The 16,455-nt window shown below is 56.8% G+C and carries 18 protein-coding genes; 9 read left to right on the forward strand and 9 right to left on the reverse strand.

Annotated features, from left to right (window positions below; translation table 11 throughout):
* Position 1: 1 nt before the first annotated feature.
* From B5M07_RS14540 to B5M07_RS14555, 4 genes are all read left to right on the forward strand, one after another.
* A complete protein-coding gene (locus B5M07_RS14540; RefSeq protein ID WP_120351839.1) occupies positions 2–784 on the forward strand; it encodes a ZIP family metal transporter in 783 nt (260 codons plus the stop codon).
* Entirely contained in the window at positions 768–1,262 is a 495-nt protein-coding gene (gene lspA, locus B5M07_RS14545; RefSeq protein WP_082852052.1) for a signal peptidase II, read from the forward strand. Before B5M07_RS14540 ends, lspA begins: the two co-directional genes overlap by 17 nt.
* Positions 1,259–2,830, forward strand: a complete 1,572-nt coding sequence (lnt, locus tag B5M07_RS14550) for an apolipoprotein N-acyltransferase (protein WP_254693935.1) — start codon at positions 1,259–1,261, stop codon at positions 2,828–2,830. The genes lspA and lnt overlap by 4 nt, the downstream gene beginning before the upstream one ends.
* A 378-nt stretch (positions 2,831–3,208) precedes the next feature.
* Entirely contained in the window at positions 3,209–3,472 is a 264-nt protein-coding gene (locus B5M07_RS14555; protein WP_120351841.1) for a CRISPR-associated protein Cas2, read from the forward strand.
* Positions 3,473–3,621: 149 nt separating this feature from the next.
* On the opposite strand, the gene B5M07_RS14560 is transcribed toward B5M07_RS14555, so the two are convergent.
* Genes B5M07_RS14560 through B5M07_RS14570 form a run of 3 tightly spaced genes read right to left on the reverse strand, consistent with a single transcriptional unit; the run spans position 3,622 to position 5,146 of the window.
* Complete coding sequence (locus B5M07_RS14560; protein WP_120351842.1) at positions 3,622–3,876, reverse strand: hypothetical protein; 255 nt, start codon at positions 3,874–3,876, stop codon at positions 3,622–3,624.
* Positions 3,876–4,379: a hypothetical protein gene (locus B5M07_RS14565; RefSeq protein WP_162931876.1), complete on the reverse strand. Its 504-nt coding sequence runs from the start codon at positions 4,377–4,379 to the stop codon at positions 3,876–3,878. The genes B5M07_RS14560 and B5M07_RS14565 overlap by 1 nt, the downstream gene beginning before the upstream one ends.
* A gap of 23 nt (positions 4,380–4,402) precedes the next feature.
* Complete coding sequence (locus tag B5M07_RS14570; protein ID WP_162931877.1) at positions 4,403–5,146, reverse strand: hypothetical protein; 744 nt, start codon at positions 5,144–5,146, stop codon at positions 4,403–4,405.
* Here B5M07_RS14570 and B5M07_RS14575 point away from each other — a divergent pair.
* Positions 5,145–5,396 (forward strand): hypothetical protein, encoded by a 252-nt coding sequence (locus tag B5M07_RS14575; protein ID WP_120351845.1) that lies wholly within the window; start codon positions 5,145–5,147, stop codon positions 5,394–5,396. The two genes, B5M07_RS14570 and B5M07_RS14575, sit on opposite strands and share 2 nt — an antisense overlap.
* Here B5M07_RS14575 and B5M07_RS14580 read toward each other — a convergent pair.
* The 3 genes from B5M07_RS14580 to mntR all read right to left on the reverse strand — a co-directional run bounded on the left by B5M07_RS14580 (position 5,385) and on the right by mntR (position 7,865).
* Positions 5,385–6,365 (reverse strand): IS1595 family transposase, encoded by a 981-nt coding sequence (locus tag B5M07_RS14580; protein WP_120351846.1) that lies wholly within the window; start codon positions 6,363–6,365, stop codon positions 5,385–5,387. The genes B5M07_RS14575 and B5M07_RS14580 overlap by 12 nt on opposite strands.
* A gap of 454 nt (positions 6,366–6,819) precedes the next feature.
* Positions 6,820–7,098, reverse strand: a complete 279-nt coding sequence (locus B5M07_RS14585; protein WP_120351847.1) for a DUF3892 domain-containing protein — start codon at positions 7,096–7,098, stop codon at positions 6,820–6,822.
* Positions 7,099–7,394: 296 nt separating this feature from the next.
* Positions 7,395–7,865, reverse strand: coding sequence for a manganese-binding transcriptional regulator MntR (gene mntR, locus B5M07_RS14590; protein ID WP_120351848.1), 471 nt, complete (start codon positions 7,863–7,865; stop codon positions 7,395–7,397).
* A gap of 91 nt (positions 7,866–7,956) precedes the next feature.
* On the opposite strand from mntR, the gene B5M07_RS14595 reads away from it, so the two are divergent.
* Genes B5M07_RS14595 through phnE form a run of 4 tightly spaced genes read left to right on the forward strand, consistent with a single transcriptional unit; the run spans position 7,957 to position 12,249 of the window.
* A complete protein-coding gene (locus B5M07_RS14595; protein WP_120351849.1) occupies positions 7,957–9,837 on the forward strand; it encodes a cytochrome c peroxidase in 1,881 nt (626 codons plus the stop codon).
* Positions 9,837–10,712, forward strand: a complete 876-nt coding sequence (locus B5M07_RS14600) for a phosphate/phosphite/phosphonate ABC transporter substrate-binding protein (RefSeq protein ID WP_120351850.1) — start codon at positions 9,837–9,839, stop codon at positions 10,710–10,712. The genes B5M07_RS14595 and B5M07_RS14600 overlap by 1 nt, the downstream gene beginning before the upstream one ends.
* A gap of 2 nt (positions 10,713–10,714) precedes the next feature.
* The gene (locus B5M07_RS14605) at positions 10,715–11,491 is read left to right on the forward strand and encodes a phosphonate ABC transporter ATP-binding protein (protein ID WP_254694001.1); all 777 of its coding nucleotides are present in this window, start codon (positions 10,715–10,717) and stop codon (positions 11,489–11,491) included.
* Positions 11,488–12,249 carry a phosphonate ABC transporter, permease protein PhnE gene (gene phnE, locus B5M07_RS14610; protein ID WP_254693936.1) on the forward strand — a complete coding sequence of 254 codons (762 nt, stop codon included), beginning with the start codon at positions 11,488–11,490 and terminating at the stop codon, positions 12,247–12,249. Before B5M07_RS14605 ends, phnE begins: the two co-directional genes overlap by 4 nt.
* Positions 12,250–12,252: 3 nt before the next feature.
* On the opposite strand, the gene B5M07_RS14615 is transcribed toward phnE, so the two are convergent.
* The 3 genes from B5M07_RS14615 to B5M07_RS14630 all read right to left on the reverse strand — a co-directional run bounded on the left by B5M07_RS14615 (position 12,253) and on the right by B5M07_RS14630 (position 16,386).
* Positions 12,253–12,762, reverse strand: a complete 510-nt coding sequence (locus B5M07_RS14615) for a L,D-transpeptidase family protein (protein ID WP_120351852.1) — start codon at positions 12,760–12,762, stop codon at positions 12,253–12,255.
* A gap of 66 nt (positions 12,763–12,828) precedes the next feature.
* On the reverse strand, positions 12,829–15,213 hold the full coding sequence (locus B5M07_RS14620; protein ID WP_441351393.1) for a heavy metal translocating P-type ATPase: 2,385 nt from the start codon (positions 15,211–15,213) through the stop codon (positions 12,829–12,831).
* Positions 15,214–15,720: 507 nt separating this feature from the next.
* Positions 15,721–16,386 carry a L,D-transpeptidase gene (locus B5M07_RS14630; protein ID WP_067264455.1) on the reverse strand — a complete coding sequence of 222 codons (666 nt, stop codon included), beginning with the start codon at positions 16,384–16,386 and terminating at the stop codon, positions 15,721–15,723.
* Positions 16,387–16,455 lie beyond the last annotated feature (69 nt).

Raw genomic sequence — 16,455 nt, forward strand, 5'->3', positions numbered from 1 at the left:
CTTGGAACCCTTGTCCCCAATAACTCTCGGCTTTCTTGGAAGCCTTGCCGCCGGATCGCTGACAGCGGTCGGGGCGACCCCCGTTCTCTTTGGACGCGTCCCCTCTCGTGCCACGCGCGATTTGCTGCTTGGCTTCGCGGCGGGTGTCATGCTCGCTGCTTCATTCTTTTCGTTGATCATTCCGGCTCTCGACGCAGCCGAAAGACAGTTCGACAACGGTGCTCTCCCGGCAACCATCGTTTGTGTTGCGATCTTGCTTGGCATGGGGGCGGTCGCTCTGATGAATGAACGACTGCCGCATGAACATTTCAAAACGGGGCGAGAAGGGCCCGCCGCCGCATCTCTGCGCCGCGTCTGGCTCTTCATCATAGCGATCACGATCCACAATTTTCCCGAAGGGCTTGCCGTTGGTGTCGGGTTTGGGGCTGATGGTTTCTCAGGTGGCTTGCCGCTCGCGATTGGCATCGGGCTGCAAAACGCGCCCGAGGGCCTCGCCGTAGCGGTCTCATTGCTTGGTGAGGGGTATTCCAGGCGCCGTGCGTGGGGGGTTGCCGCCCTGACAGGTCTTGTCGAGCCGGTAGGCGGGCTTCTTGGCGCTGGCATCATCGGCATCTCGCAGCCCCTGTTGCCATGGGGCCTCGCCTTCGCCGCCGGGGCGATGCTCTACGTAATCAGCCACGAAATCATTCCCGAAACCCACCGATCCGGCCATCAAAACAGGGCGACTTTCGGTCTCGCGGTCGGCCTCGTGATCATGTTGTTCCTAGATGTATGGCTGGGGTGATGAGATGAAACAGTCCCATTTCCAAGGCTTCATTGCGGCTGGAACTGCTTTTCTTGTTGATCAGGTGACAAAAGCAATCGTCGTCGCTAATGCGACAGATTTGAGCGCCGGAATTCCGGTCTTTCCCAGTTTTAATCTTATTTACTTGCGCAACGATGGCGTGACATTCGGACTGCTTGGTGGAGCACCATGGTGGGGCCTTGCGACCTTGGCCCTAGCCATCTGCGGCTGGTTGACCGTCATGCTGGTACGCACTGACAACCGGGTTGAGGCTATCGCCTATGGTGCGATCATCGGTGGCGCGCTCGGCAACGTCCTCGACCGCATTCGATTTTGGGGTGTGACGGACTTCCTCGATTTCTACGTCGGCTCCACGCATTGGCCCGCCTTCAACATGGCGGATGTGTTCGTGGTCGGTGGCGTGGGGCTGCTGCTCTTAGCACCGTGGTTAGCCGCTAAACTTCAGACTGGCCCATGATGACGGGTTGGCTGCAATTGACTGGCTGCAGCCGTTGCTTTCCCCTGCGATCAGGGATTAGCTTTATGGCGGGCGGTTTAACGGTTTTAACCCTTCCACCGTTCTCATGGATCATCGCTGTTCCAGTCGCCTTCTCAGCACTCTTTCTCGTGCTCATGCAGGTTTCCACCGCGCGCGCCTTCGTCATCGGCTGGATCTTTGGAATGGGCCAGTTCCTGTTTGGAATTTCCTGGATTGCCGAAAGCTTTTACGTCGATTCCGAACGTTTCGGTGCCCTTGCGATCCCAGCAGTCGCGGGACTGTCCGCCGGACTGGCCATTTTTCCAGCTATTGCGGCGATGTTATTTGCCACCGTAATGCAGCGCCGTGCTGTCGGCGGCATTACGGCAGGTCTTCTGTTTGCAACGTGTTGGGTTGCCGCGGAATGGCTGCGTGGTCATGTCCTGACGGGGTTTCCCTGGAACCTTGCTGCTTATGCCCTTGTCGAACATGCCCCCCTGCGCCAACCCGCCGCATGGGTCGGAAGTTACGGTCTGGGCTTTGTCACGGTATTTATCAGCATATTGCCAGGTGTGTTCATCGCAGCCGCGCCAAACAGCCGCGCAGCTGTCTTGGCGCTCTTTGCCGTCGCGGTGACGGTAATTTGGGGGGGCGGTGTGCTTCGGCTAAATCAGAACGTGCCGCCAACGGACATTGCTTTGCGCATCGTCCAAGGCAATGTGCCGCAAGTCGAGAAGTGGGCGCCGGGCAGCCGCGAACGCACGCTGGAAAAATACCTCGGCTTGTCCGCGCAACCCGGACGCTTCGACCTGCTGCTGTGGCCGGAAACGGCCTTTCCCGGTTTTCTGGACGAAGACGCCTTGGCGCGCAGGCGGTTATCCACGGTTTTGCCAGACGGTAGGATCCTTTTGACAGGTGTGCCTGACCGCGTAGAGAGGGATGGGGGAACCCGATATTTCAACACGGTTCAGGTCTATGACGGCAGCGGCGAAATTCTAACGGGATATGCAAAACATCATCTTGTTCCGTTCGGGGAATATGTGCCCCTGAAAGGTTGGCTGCCGTTCGAGCGTCTGGCCGAAGGTTTGGGTGATTTCACCCCGGGACCAGGGCCACGAACGCTGGCAATTCCGGGCGCGCCTCTGGTTGCGGTGGCAATCTGTTACGAGATCATTTTTCCGGGCCAGGCGGTCGACGATCTTTTTCGTCCCGACTGGATTTTCAACGCCACAAATGATGCCTGGTTCGGCGCCAGCATCGGGCCCGAGCAGCACCTCGCATCCGCGCGCATGCGCGCTGTGGAGGAAGGGCTACCCGTGGTGCGCGCTGCGAACACCGGGATATCCGCAATTATTGATGCTAACGGCGAGATCGTCGCGCGCCTCGACACTGGGCGAACAGGCGTCATAAATGAAAGCCTGCCGGCTGCGCGTACGGCTACGCCTTACGGACGTTTCGGCAATTGGACATTTCTGTCGCTCATCTGTGCAGCTTGGACGTTGAGGTTTGCCTTCGGCTTGGCCAAACAGCGACATAAGTCTGTAAAAACAAACCCAAAGGAACCGTGATGCTAATGTTTTTAGGCTCTATCGGAGGTGCTTTTTGGGGAGGCTATTTAGCCCGGAGCCGCAAAGGGAACTACCTAGACATCCTTCAATATGCGGCAAGCTTCGGCATCGCCCTAGGCCTACTGGGTTTCTTCATCTCAGTGGTTCTCTTACGCATCACTTCCTGACGCGAATTTGGTCTTTGTATCGAATTAAAACTGCCCGCTTCCTAGGGTTGTGTAATTTGAAAATCCCGACGTTCACCGTTACCTATCGACTGGCTGACAATACAATATGACAGGAGCTGATAATCCCCTTCTTTCTTCTTTTGGCGATTGTATATTTGACAAACCCGCAACGTGAGATAGGCTCGGATTCTACTTTAGAGGGATTCGAGATATGGCACTGTTTACCGTTACCTACGATCTTATCGCGGAGAAGGACTATGACAGCCTGATAGGTCGGCTCAAGGAATTGGACACTGCAAGAGTCCAGCTTTCTCAGTGGCTATTAAGCGCGGATAACTCTGCGACAGAGGTAAAAGATCACCTTGCGCAGTACGTGGACGACGACGACAAGTTGATGGTCATTGAATTTACCAAGCGACCTGCCTTCACGAAAGCGATTGCCGGAACAAACGATTGGCTGGACAAGCACCTTTAGCCGCGATCCGTGCGCTCTTGCGGCTTTCCGCGACGACCGTAGGGAAGTCCATCTATATGCACAAGGATGCCAAGCGCACGGGAGACAAAATGAAGAAGCTTGAGCTTCATGGTATCATGATACCCCATCTGTTGGGGTAACTCAACACTTCAATGGTACCTTCCAGCGCGCAGCAAAGGCCACACTTTCTCGTAAGACATCACATCTTCATGCTTGGACCGCCAGTGGGCATCTATGCCATCCCAGCCGTTGCCCTTGAAGACGTGGCCGCACTCAGGGCAGACTTTCTTGGCTGGTGTAACGATGCCGCGCAAGCACTCGTTAAACCGTTCTTCGTCGTCGTCCGTCTCTAGTTCGCGGGCGGCTTCTTTGAAGCGGTCTAGTTGGGGCTTTTGATCTGTCATTAGGTGACCTCTATTTCAATCCGGCTACCCTTTGGCGGCCAATTAATAGGTTCATACGTCGGCACTCTTTCGTGAGCGTCGGGGGCCTCATCTTCGCCATCTGGGGTCTCCACTGCGTCTCGGCGAGCGACAAATTGGGATAGATTGATCTTACACGCGCTAAGTGCTTCTGCGTAAGATATCAGACTTTCTTGCGTAGCGACCAGTTTAGGAAAGAGACTAGCGGCATCGTCCACGTGATCAGATCGCATTTTGTGCAAGATAGTGTTGCGATTATCGCGTATGGTCTTGCATCGACTGAGCGCTTCGATGGCATCTCCTTGGGCAATCTTATCAATCTCTTTGGCCATCACCACCTTGCGCAGCATTTTCTCTACGTGGTCCCCACTTGATCTGCCAAAAAGCAGGTCAAACGTAGGCCGATCAGTCCCGACATAAAGCCAAAGCAATTCTCGTAGATTGGCTTCCACCTCAGACCAGCGAACTGCAATGTCACCGATCAAATTTAAGCAGCTAGACCTATCGCTCATAGATCGGCGGGGGGTTCAATGTTGGGCCACATAGCGGCAATCTCCCCACAAGCAGCTTCTAAGTTTTTAACTCGTGTCTTGTAAGATTTGGGTGCCTTGGTCGCTTTCTTCCCGAACAGATCAACCGCATAGCACAAATTGGGATCAACTGTTCCGTGCCCTGCCAGAAACTCAGACGATGCCATCCAAATCAGCGACGTTACATAAAGTGAATGTTCATCCCTCCAACTCTTTGCCGAGATGGCCTTGGAGGTTTGAAGCAATACACCGCCGCAGACCTCCTTAGCCTGATTTTTGGCGATAAGATCCACTTGAACCGAAACGTCGACTTCCGACAACGGCAACTTGGGCATGTATCCAGTTATTGGCGCAAAAGTTAACTTGCTGAACGCATTGGGATACTGCTTAGGGTCCGACACAAAAGCCGCAAAAGACGCAATCGCTTCGGCGGACAAAAGGGCGTCGTTTTCTTTGAATTTTGACCCGAGTGACGCAGCGGTGGCCTTGAGTTCTGCTTCTGCTGAGTGTAATTTGGCAACAGGTCGCGTTCCGTCCTTAAGAAAGTCGCAGACAGACGCGCGCGCTTCGCCGTACCTTACTACCAAGAACGTGGGTGCGTATTTGGCGTTCCTTAAGATAACCTGACGACGAGAGGGAGAGGCAAGAGCATATTCTGCAAGTTGATTTGCCGAAATTCGCGGATCAGGATGTATGCGATATTTGTCACTTGTGTCTAGCATGATGGAAGATCTCTACATGGAAGGCGAGATGGGAGAACAGATTGTGTTTGTGACCCCATTGTCGCACAAGATGTACCGTGAAGCCATGGGGCATGGTATGGGGGGCCCAGAGGGTTATTTTGTTTGCTCATTACTGAAATCAAGACCTGACGCTGGCTTTGAAATCCTAGCAAAAGCGGCCACACTAGAGGCTGCTGAGTTGATTTTCAGGGCGCTTATTGGATCAGTGAAGCCTACCTTAGCTGCCTAAGGTTTTGTCAGGCCGCCGATAGGTCAGCCTTTTCCCGACGACACCGCGCAGCGCAACCTGACCACGCTCAACATCATCAACGCCACTCGCTGTGCGGTTGTTGTAACGGAAGTCAAATTCCGCAGCATAGCGATGCAAGTGCTGCTTGCCGCAGTGCTGGTAAACGCCCTTCATGCCGCGCTTGAAGATGCTGTAGAAGCCCTCAACGGTGTTCGTGTGGATTTCGCTATCGGCATAGTCCACGTACTGACCCGCGCTGTGGTTCGCCCAGCCGTGAGCGTCAAACACCTTGCCAGCGCCGATGTTCTGGTACTGACGCGCCTCATCGGTCATGACATACGCCTCACGGGCGATGTTCTCTTGCAGGATCGGGATCAGCGTAGACTTCTTGAGGTCGTCAACGACGATGCTTTTTGCGCGCTTCGTGGTGCGATCCACCAACGTTACCATCTTCATCTTATGAGAACCGCCACGGGCCTTCGGATGCTTAGCGACGCCGGGTTCCTTGCCGATGAAAGTCTCGTCAACTTCAACGATACTACCGTTACCACCAAAGCCTGCCAGCGCACCGTCACGCATACATCCGCGGATGCGGTGTGTCAGGAACCATGCGCTCTTGTAGGTGATGCCCAGAACGCGATGTAGCTGGTGGCTGCTGATGCCCTTCTTGCTGGACACCATCAGGTGAATGGCTTGCAGCCACAGGTGCAGCGGCAGGTGGCTTTCCTCGAAGATTGTGCCTTTACGGACGGTGAATTGTTTGCGGCACTCGCGGCACTTCCACAGGCCGTGGCGCTCTTTGCCTTCGGGGTTCTTTGCGCTTGGCTTGGTGCGAACGCCCGTCAGGGGATAGGCGCTATCAACGACACCACAATGCGGGCAGACGGGACCATCAGCCCAAAGCATCGCTTCGACATGGGCGAAGGCTGCTGTTTCATCGTGCATATAGGGGGCGGAAAGAACGGACATGGCGTAAACCTCTAACTTGTTGAGTTAAAGATAGGTTTTCACAGTGGGTTTGTCAAATATACAATCGCCAAAGTCTTGTATGGGAGTCTTCGGGGGGTTAAATTTTTCCAAAGAAGTATAGCACGATGACAGATAAAAAGAGTCAACTAGAGCGCTTCAAAGAAGCCGCCCGCGAGTTAGAAGCGGACGACGACGAATCCTAGCTCAATGAGCGACTGCGCAAGCTGGTAAAAGAAAAGCCGGGCAGCAAGAAGGTTGGCGATTGAGGTGTTTATTTACCCCAACAAATGGGGCGCTAAGTTACCTATTTCGTTTATACAGCGCGAGCTTGATCGGATATCTACCACTCTAAGAGAGAACCCGCAGAACGATGACTATGGCGCCATTTACGCCGCTCTGCAGGCACTTTCATAGGCGGCGGACCCCAATGGGTTCGCTTCTCCGATGAAACAGATCAGGGGCATTCAGGAAGGCTTAGGAGATTGTCTGCCGCATCTTGATCCGGGTCAGTTCGAACATACTTGTTACCGTTAGCGCTAGTGCCGACGATCAAATAGACTTTGTGCCCACTTACGTTCACGTAGAATTTGTAACCCTTTTCAATGTACGCAACGCATTCCTGTCGAGTGCAGGACCAGCGGCCCCCATCATCTTCCTTCGTACCGGCCAGTTTCTGGATCGCATCATAGCGACTATCGCGGTTTGGCTTTGTAATGCAGGTAACTTTGTTCATCTCAAATCTCCCTTAATGCGGGAAATCTACTGATCACGCCTCGGGTTTGTCAAGTATACAGGCGTCCACTCAAGGGTTGCGCCTACCTCTTTTCACGCGACCGACATTTTCGTTGCATGGTCGGCGCAGGTAGGAATATTGGGCGCACTATCTCGCGCTGGCCAAACTCAGAGGACGCGATGGGTTAGACTAGAGTTGAGCATTGACACAAATGCTACCCCCGCCAACGTATGACTGCTGACGCTGCAGCCCCCTGAGTCTCGCCTTGCTGAATTTCGAGAGAACTCGATGCTGCGCTACTTGCCGCTCTGAAACTTCTGGAGAGCGTGCTCGAAGGCCTCGAGCGTGGTCGTACTGACGTGATGCTCGATCCCCTCCGCATCGCGTTCCGCAGTCTCTTCGTCGATTCCCAGGCTGAGAAGAAACGCGACAACGACTCTATGGCGGCGGCGGCAGGCGTCGGCCAATTCTCGACCCGCATCGGTTAAAAATATTGCGCGGTAACGCTCCCGCCGCACCAAACCAGCAGCCTTGAGCCGTGAGATGTTCTTGGTCACTGTTGGAGATTTCACGCCAAGCCGCTCAGCGATTTCGACTGGCCTAGCCTCCCCCCGCAACTCGATCAACTCTGCGATCAGCTCCACATAATCCTCCGCCATTTCGCTTTCATGTGCTCGGCGCACAGTCGCGAAACCCTTAGCCTGCGCTTCGGGAGCTCTCTCGACAGTCTCGAACGCCTCGCGTTCGTATGATTGTAGCTTCGTCATGTCCGGACATTGCAACGAATAACTAAAATTGACAATCTAATTAGCCTAGAATACCTAAGTTAGACGAGTCTAAGTTTTAGCGCCGGAGGCTATGGTGATAAAAAATCTTTCGAGGCTGCTGCTAACCGCTGCAAGCGCGGTCCTGCTGTCCGGACCCGGGGGAGCGACGCCTGTCAAAGAGGCTCCGTGGCTTCCTGAGGCGGCAGCCTATCGGCTGACACTTTTTCTTGGGAATCTCGCGCCAGTGCCTTGGGACGACATCGAGACCGCTTGGACAGAACCTCACCGGGGTTCGGAATTCTCGACCGGCGCGTTGGAGTGGGTGGACCGCAAAAGCGGTATCAAGCCGGATGGTATCCTTGACGCCATGGCACGTGAAGACCGGCAAGCAGTTTTCACAGAGGCCACTCGTCTTGTAGCGCTTAGGATCGAAGAGGAATTGGACCGGACTCTCGCAGCCGAAGAACCTGCAAAGGCGCGCCAGGCTCTGCGAACGGCAGGCGAGCTCTACCGTGCATTTGAGGATGGTATCGCGGCAGCCGACCCCGAAGCAGCAAGACGTATCGGCCTCGCTTGGCTGGAACTTAACAGCAGCACGGGGTCCGCTGGTCTTCTCGGCGCTGGCGCCTTTTCCGCGGATCGCGACACGCTGGAGGCCGCGCGCGCAGTCATTTCCAGCTATCTCGCGGAAAATTACCTCTTAGCCAACTATGCTCCCCGTCAGACACTGAGTGCCCTGCCCGAAACCGCTGTGTTCAGCCGACGCACTATCGAGGTGCCGCCAAGCTTGCCGCCTGGCTCCGACATCTTCGATCAGGACCCGCTGCCATTGCTTGTCCTCAACTTCGAGGAACAAGGTATTGACGAGACCGATCTGCCCTTGGTGGCTTATGGCGACATGCTTTTCGACAGCCCGCAGATATTCGGAAATCCTGCGCGAAACCTCGGGATCGCCTGTTCGACCTGTCACAATCGCTCGGATGTGAACCAGCGCCTCTTCATCCCGGGCGCCAGCCACCAACCCGGTGCCATCGACGTCGATGGCGCGTTCTTTAATCCTATCTTCAACGACCGGCGCGACGACCCGATCGACATTCCGAGCCTGCGCGGGCTGCGCTTCACCGGGCCTTATGGTCGCGATGGGCGCTTTGCCTCTCTGCGCGACTTCAGCCGGAACGTGATCGTCAATGAATTTGGCGGCGCGGAGCCGACGCCCTTAATGCTCGACGCGCTGGTAGGATACATGCTCGAGTTCGACTTCCTACCAAACTCTAAGCTGAATGCGGATGGTACGCTGTCCGAGGCAAACCCGGACGCGGCGCACCGAGGCGAGGCTATTTTTAATCGGCCTTTCGCTGGGCTAGGCGATCGCTCCTGCGCTAGTTGCCACGTGCCTGACGCAAATTTCCTCGATCGGCAAGCCCATGACATTGGATCGGTCTCGCCGGCATATAGTGGCGCGCGCGCAGGCGCGCTGGATACGCCGTCCTTGCTGGGAACCGCATATACCGCCCCCTATTTTCACGACGGTTCGCTGTCGACGTTGGCCGCCGTTGTTGAGTGGTTCGATGAGACGAAATCGCTCGGGCTATCAGAGACGGAACGGACTGAACTGACCGCGTATCTGGAGACTGTAGGGTCGGCAGACGAGCCTTACGAGAAGTTCGACGCAGAGAACACCGCCTTTCGCCTGACATTTGCCGAATTGGCGACATTTGCATCGACGCTCGACACGCTTCTGCCCCGACGTGACGCAGAGCACATCCTGCTGCTGACCGATACTGTCGCTGCGGACCTCGCCGCAGACGCGAGCACCATGTCGAACCTGACCGCACGGCCCGAAGTCTATGCCTTGGCCGAGCGTCTTGCCGCAGTCGGCGATGCAGTCCGTGACGACGACTGGGGGGCCGCCGAAGCAAGTTGGACCGCGTTCAAGACCGAAGCCGACGCGATCGAAGAGAGGGCATTCTGATGGAATTCCACCTAACCCGCAGAAATATGCTGGCCTTGGCCAGTGCAGGCGCGATCTCGCTGGCCTCCCCGCTGATCGCACAAGACACTCCCTTGCGGCTTGCTTTCATTCCGCAGGAGAATCCCGACAAGCTATTAGGCGACATTGAGGCCATCACAAGATGGCTATCCGAACAGCTTGGCGTTCCCGTGGAAGGCTTCGTCACCATCGACCATGCTGCGGCTGTCGAGGCACTTCGCAACGGAGATGCAGACGTCTCCTTCATGGGCGCATTGCCTTTCGTTCTGGCGGAGGCGGAAATTGGCGCGGTACCTCTCTTGTCTGAGGTCTACCGGGGCGCGTCAAGTTACACAGGACGCATTTTTGTCCGCCGCAACGGCGGTATCGAAACGCTGGCAGACCTGCGCGGGCGCGATATCGCCTTTGCCGACCCGATCTCTGAATCAGGTTATCTTTATCCTCTTTCCGAATTCGTTAAGGCCGGGCTAATTGAGGGTCCTGGCGCAGCGGAGAAATTCTTCGGCCGCGTGTTCTTTGCGGGAGGCTACCAGCAAGCCATGCAGGCTATGGCCGAAGGTCTGGTCGATGCCGCCGGTGCCAGTCAGTATGCGGATTTGTTGCTGACCCCACAACAGCAGGCCGAGGTGACTTGGCTCGTAGAAAGCGCGCCGATTCCAAGTCACCTTGTGATCGCACGCCCAGAACTCGATGCCGCCCTGCAAGCCCGTTTTGTTGACGTCATGCTGAAGCTCAACGAACCGAAGCACCGCGACAAATTGAGCTATCTTTACGGACCAGATGGCTACGTCAGGGCAGAGGGCACCGCGTATGAAGGCGTACGCGATATGGCAAAGAAATACGGGCTGTTACGATGAGCATGGCTATCGAAATAGACGATCTAAGTTATGTCCATGAGGGCGCACAGCTACCAGCGTTGGAACGAGTCTCATTTCGGATCCCGGCGGGTGAGTGTGTCGCTTTACTGGGCCCATCCGGGGCGGGCAAAACGACGTTGCTGGCGCTGCTCGACGGTAGGATTCAGGGATGGCGCGGGCGCGTTTCTGTCTTGGGTGCGCCGCTCAATCCCGACCGCCCACCACCCCGAGCTCGCCGTCCTGATACCGGTTTCGTGTTTCAGGAATTCGCCCTCGTAGAACGCTCCACGGCACTACGCAACGTGCTCAACGGCCGCCTGGGGCGGATGTCACCTTTCCAAGCAGTACTGGGATCGCCAATGGCTCACGATCTCGATATTGCCCGCACAGCACTCGCCGATTGCGGCATCGCAGAACTCGCGGAACGCCGTGTCGACAGTCTCAGTGGAGGACAGCGACAGCGCGTGGCTATTGCGCGATGTCTGGCGCAGGAACCACGGCTGATCCTCGCCGACGAGCCAGTGAGCAACCTCGACCCCGCCCGCGCTGGAGAGGTTCTGGGGTTGATGACCAAGGCGGCGCGAGCGCGTGATGCAACAGCGCTATTCTCCTCGCACCAACCCGATCTGGCGCGGCGTTTTGCAGGGCGCATCATCGGCATACGAGAGGGGCGGATCGCGTTTAACGTTCCAACGTCCGAGTTGAAAGACGATGCGACTGCCGAACTCTATCGGGGGTCAGGACCGACGCCGGAACTCGGTCCCCGGGCGGTGTTATGATGCCCCCCCGCGACTTCGGCGGCTTCGTCACCAGTTCGCTGATCGCTATTGCCATCCTATGGTCCCTCGTCACAACCGATGTCGAGTTGTCGCGTCTTGCTTCGGCCGGTCCACGGATTACCGACTTTATCGGCCGGATGTTCCCGCCCGATCCGACAGTGATGACCGAGATCAAAAAAGGCAGCGCAGAGACACTAAGAATAGCAATCCTCGGCTCCCTCGGCGCAGTGCTGCTGTCGACCCCTCTGGCTATTCTCGCGTCCGAAACCATGGTTTCGCGTGCGGTGTTCGGGCCGGTCCGCGCGCTGCTGGCCTTTATCCGGGCGGTACCGCTGATCCTCGTGGCCATGCTCATGGTGGGCGCGGTCGGGCTCGGGCCGCTGCCCGGCATCATCGCAGTTGCCTTTCATGCCACTGGGATGCTCGCTAAATTCTATGCCGAGGCGATCGACGGCGTATCTCGCGCCCCCATCGCAGCACTTGAAAGTGCAGGGGCTGGACCGCTCGTGCGGCTCAGACATGCGATTTGGCCACAGATGGCCCCAGTCATCGCCCGCGACACGATTTTCCGGTTCGAACTGAACCTGCGTGAGTCGTTGGTCCTCGGCATCGTCGGTGCGGGCGGGATCGGCTTTTACATCCAGACCTACATCCGCTCTTTTCAGTATGACAAGGCGGCCAGCGTCACGATTGCCGTCGTCGGCCTAGTCATCGTCATCGAGGCGATCAACATCACGCTGCGTCGTCGATTTACCTAACCATCAAGCATAAATGTCGATCGGTGTTCCATTTTTCACCATTGCGTAGATTTCCTCGATCTGACGGTCCGCTACGGCGATGCATCCTGCGGTCCAGTCACGCTTGTTCATCGGGTCGATCCCCTTGCGTGGCCCACCGTGAATAAAAATATCGCCACCCGGCGACTTTCCTTGGGACTCAGCAAAGGCAATATCCGCCGCGTTGGGATATGAGATGCCGATGGAGAGGTGGAAGAGGCTGTCCGGGTTGCGTCGGTCAATCACGTAGGTGCCTTCTGGCGTACGGCCGTCTCCCTCGAACTGTTTGTGACCCTGGGGCGCGAAGCCCAATCCGATGGGAAATGCACGCAAAACGCCAGCCTTCCCGTCAAGGACGAGCAACCGCTGTGCCTTGTACATGCGAAGACGGGTTACTTTGGGTCCGTTGTAGGTCCGGAACTTATCTGCACAGCCTGACAGGAAGGCAGCCAACCCACTTAGAATAAAGACCCGTCGTGGAAAATTGGTAGTCATTACTGCTTGATGCCCCTTTCGTGAGGTCTGATGTGTTTTAGGCGTTACTTAACCGCAAATGCCGGATCAATGACCGTGCGCGAGTGCTCCCTTTGCCATATTCTCACCCACCGGTTCACCGCCCGAAGGCCCGCCCTTGATCTGATAGCCGTTCAAAAGCCGCAGTGCATTGGCGACCACCAACAGGGATACGCCCACATCCGCAGCGATGGCGCCCCACATAGAGGCCATGCCGAACGCGGTCAGCCCGACGAACAGCGCTTTGGTCGCCAACGATATACCAATATTCTGGTGGATGATCGACATGGTCCGGCGTGAATGACCAATAAGCCAGGGCACCTTGCCGATATCGTCAGTCATCAACGCAATGTCGGCCGTCTCGATGGCCGCATCAGATCCGACAGCCCCCATGGCAATGGCATAATGCGCCCGCGCCATGGCCGGTGCGTCGTTCACGCCGTCACCAATCATCGCCACCATGTCGTGGATTTCCACCAGTTCTTCGATGGCCGTCACCTTATCTTCTGGCAAAAGTTCGGCGCGCACTTCGTCGATCCCAACTTCGGCCGCGACGGCACGCGCGGTGCGTTCGTTGTCGCCCGTCAACATCACGATCGTCTCCACACCCTGCGCATGCAACTTTTCAACGACCCCCTTAGCATCAGGGCGGATGCGGTCGCGCAGCTCTAGTATGCCGACCACGGCAGTCTCGTCACCCACTACAACTAAGGTGCTCCCTGCTCCTTCTATTCGATCTCTCAAATCTGTCGGAATGTGATTGCCAAACCCCTTTTCCTCAGCGAACCGATCCGAGCCGAGCCAGATTACACGCCCGTCGGCGCGCCCTTCCAGCCCGCGTCCAGGCACGGTGCGTGTATCCTCTGCAGCAGTTATGGAAACACCATCAGTTTGCGCGCGCGCGAGAATGGCCCGTGCCAGCGGGTGCGAAGACCGTGCTTCCAAACTCGCTGCCAGCGTTATGAGATCGCGCGCGGAGGCTTCGCCCAATGCGTGAACTGCTGCAACCTCGGGTTCGCCCATAGTGATCGTTCCCGTCTTATCCATCGCCAGCGCAGTGCTGCGACCTGGCGCCTCAACATAAGCGCCCCCCTTGATAAGCACCCCTGCTCGCGCCGACGCGGTCAGCGCTGCCACGATCGAAACTGGTGTTGAGATGACAAGGGCACAGGGGCAGGCGATTACCAGCAGCACCAACGCATTGTAGAACCAATAGTCCCAGGCACCGCCCAGGAGGAGCGGCGGCACCAGCGCAAGGGCGACCGCCAGCGCCATCACTATGGGGGTGTAGATGCGTGCAAACTTCGCGACCCATTGCTCGACCGGGGCGCGACGGGCATGGGCATCGCCGACCATGCGAATGATTTTCGCGAGCACCGTGTCCGAGGCGGCCTTCGTCGCGCGCACCGTCAGTGTGCCCTCACCATTGATTGTGCCGGCATAAACCTCGTCGCCGAGTTCCTTCGGAACCAGTGCGCTTTCGCCAGTGATCGGGGCCTGGTCGACAGCCCCGGCCCCCTCTAAGACCTCGCCATCAAGTGGGATGCGGTCGCCGCCGCGCACGATGAAGCGATCGTCCACGGCAACTTTTGCCGCTGGAACATTCGCCTCGCTACCATCCGGCCGGATGATCCTGGCTGTCGGTGGTGCTAAATCCAGAAGGGCCGACACCGCATTGCGCGCCCGCCCCACACTCCAGCTCTCAAGGTAGAGCGACAGTGAAAAGAAAAACGCAACTGTCGCTGCCTCGAATAATTCGCCCAGCCCGATAGCACCCGCCACGGCCACCACCATCAATAGATTCATGTCAGGGCTAATTCTGCGTGCTGAAGACCAGGCCTTTGGTGCAACGAGCCAGACGCCAAAAAGGATTGCGACGGCAAACAGCCCGGCTTCCGCGATGGGCATCGGCGCCGTGCCATGCCCTGCAAACAGACCAAGCGCACCCCCCATGCCCGTTTCGACGATATGGTAGAGAAATCCTGCTGCCCAAAACCCGCCGCTCAGCGTGGTAAAACGCTTTTGACGTGCCAAATGCGCTGCCTGATTTTCGGCCGCGTTGTCGGCATCCCACGGTTTCGCGCTCATGCCCGTGCTCGCGACCAACTCAGCGACCTCATCATCTGAAATCTTATCCGCAGTATCCAGAATCGTCATTCGTCCATTAATGACATCAAACGCCAGATGCTCTGTCCCGCCAACTGTTGGACCGACAGCCCTATTCAGGATCGCCACCTCTTCGGCACAATCCAGACCAGAGACCTGGAAACTTCGTCCGGTCGCGGAGATGGGTTGTGCTGGATCCGTGTCGGCTCCAGCACCGCAGCACGTACCACCTTCTCCATGAGAGTGGGAAACTCCTTTCGGATGCTCTTGATAATCACTGTGCTCGCGATCGCGGTCAGATTTGTGTTTGTGGTCATGGATAGACATAGATTGACCCTAGGATTAGATTGATTCAACTCTGACATAGCCCCTACAGTTACTAGAGGTTCAATAGAAAAAATTGCGTTTCTTTTTATGAACTCTTTTGAAGATGCCGCGCTCCGACCGCCCCAGGGTGGTTCTTGTGGACCTGTGCCCGGTATGCAAGATTGTTGGTGAAAACCAAATTAGGACAGGTCAGAGGACTGAATGCAAACACGACATATGATGATTGGAGCGGCCCTGCTGCTCGCAAGCGGATGTGCCGCACCAATGGCTAACTCCCGCGCGCCGGTAGACGCGGTTGGAAACCTTCCCGAACAAATCGTTAACCTAGCTGCACCTGGTCAGGACCTCACAACAGCTCGGCTTCGTTCCGAGGATGGATGCTACTGGTATGAGCACAGCGGTCTAGTAGAAACGACACTGGTGCCGCTCCGCTCAATAGGTGGCAACCCGATCTGCACCACGCGCTCGGCGTGACTAATTGACCAGTGCAGACTGGTTGGGCGTAGATCACGTTCGCGGGGTCACGCTTTCTTCTGCCGAATACAGGAACGCCGTCGAACCAGTTTTGACGTTCGGGTATAGATGGTTGATATGTGCCATGACCATGCGGACACACCCCGAACTCGCGCGCCCGCCGATGCTTCTTGGTTCGGGCGTCCCGTGAATGCGTAGATAGGTGTCTCGGTTGCCTTCAAAAAGGTAAAGCGCCCGCGAGCCAAGAGGGTTTTCTGGGCCAGGGTCAACACCGTCGGCAACCGGGCCATAGAGCTCGGGATCGCGTGCGATCATGTTTTGGGTCGGCGTCCAGTTTGGCCATTCCACTTTTCGCTGGATCGTATACGTGCCGGGCTCGTACAGGTTACCACGGGCGATCGCCACACCGTAACGCATCGCAGTTCCCCCTTCTTCGATGTGATAGATGTAGCGCGCTACGGCATCGACGTGGACGTCTCCCGGAACAAGCCCGTCCTTAGCGTCCACCCGCTGGGGCAAAAAGCGCGGGTGCAGGCCCCACGGGTTTGACGTAGTTGGATCAAAAGCGGGAGGTGTGACCTGCGCGTCCCAGGCGGCCTTCTCCTCCTTGGTGGGCCGAGTGGCTGCCAGTAGCGGGCCAGCGATTGGAGTAGAAAACAGCGCACCGCTGGTCTGGAGAAAATGTCGTCTTGTCAGCATCATTCTTATTCCTTCAACGTTAGGTAGGCAAACTAAGCTTAAACAAGACCACTCTGCCGTTCAGTAAGG

The organism is Sulfitobacter sp. D7 (assembly GCF_003611275.1).
GTDB classification, from domain to species: Bacteria; Pseudomonadota; Alphaproteobacteria; order Rhodobacterales; family Rhodobacteraceae; genus Sulfitobacter; species Sulfitobacter profundi.

Bases quoted from the DNA above. Each gene is read 5' to 3' on its own strand.
- B5M07_RS14600 (WP_120351850.1), top strand. From the start codon at position 9,837: ATGGAATTCCACCTAACCCGCAGAAATATGCTGGCCTTGGCCAGTGCA.
- B5M07_RS14630 (WP_067264455.1), bottom strand. From the start codon at position 16,386: ATGCTGACAAGACGACATTTTCTCCAGACCAGCGGTGCGCTGTTTTCT.
- phnE (WP_254693936.1), top strand. From the start codon at position 11,488: ATGATGCCCCCCCGCGACTTCGGCGGCTTCGTCACCAGTTCGCTGATC.
- B5M07_RS14585 (WP_120351847.1), bottom strand. From the start codon at position 7,098: ATGAACAAAGTTACCTGCATTACAAAGCCAAACCGCGATAGTCGCTAT.
- B5M07_RS14595 (WP_120351849.1), top strand. From the start codon at position 7,957: ATGGTGATAAAAAATCTTTCGAGGCTGCTGCTAACCGCTGCAAGCGCG.
- B5M07_RS14560 (WP_120351842.1), bottom strand. From the start codon at position 3,876: ATGACAGATCAAAAGCCCCAACTAGACCGCTTCAAAGAAGCCGCCCGC.
- lnt (WP_254693935.1), top strand. From the start codon at position 1,259: ATGATGACGGGTTGGCTGCAATTGACTGGCTGCAGCCGTTGCTTTCCC.
- B5M07_RS14570 (WP_162931877.1), bottom strand. From the start codon at position 5,146: ATGCTAGACACAAGTGACAAATATCGCATACATCCTGATCCGCGAATT.
- B5M07_RS14615 (WP_120351852.1), bottom strand. From the start codon at position 12,762: ATGACTACCAATTTTCCACGACGGGTCTTTATTCTAAGTGGGTTGGCT.
- B5M07_RS14555 (WP_120351841.1), top strand. From the start codon at position 3,209: ATGGCACTGTTTACCGTTACCTACGATCTTATCGCGGAGAAGGACTAT.
- B5M07_RS14575 (WP_120351845.1), top strand. From the start codon at position 5,145: ATGATGGAAGATCTCTACATGGAAGGCGAGATGGGAGAACAGATTGTG.
- B5M07_RS14605 (WP_254694001.1), top strand. From the start codon at position 10,715: ATGGCTATCGAAATAGACGATCTAAGTTATGTCCATGAGGGCGCACAG.
- B5M07_RS14620 (WP_441351393.1), bottom strand. From the start codon at position 15,213: ATGTCTATCCATGACCACAAACACAAATCTGACCGCGATCGCGAGCAC.
- B5M07_RS14580 (WP_120351846.1), bottom strand. From the start codon at position 6,365: ATGTCCGTTCTTTCCGCCCCCTATATGCACGATGAAACAGCAGCCTTC.
- lspA (WP_082852052.1), top strand. From the start codon at position 768: ATGTATGGCTGGGGTGATGAGATGAAACAGTCCCATTTCCAAGGCTTC.
- mntR (WP_120351848.1), bottom strand. From the start codon at position 7,865: ATGACGAAGCTACAATCATACGAACGCGAGGCGTTCGAGACTGTCGAG.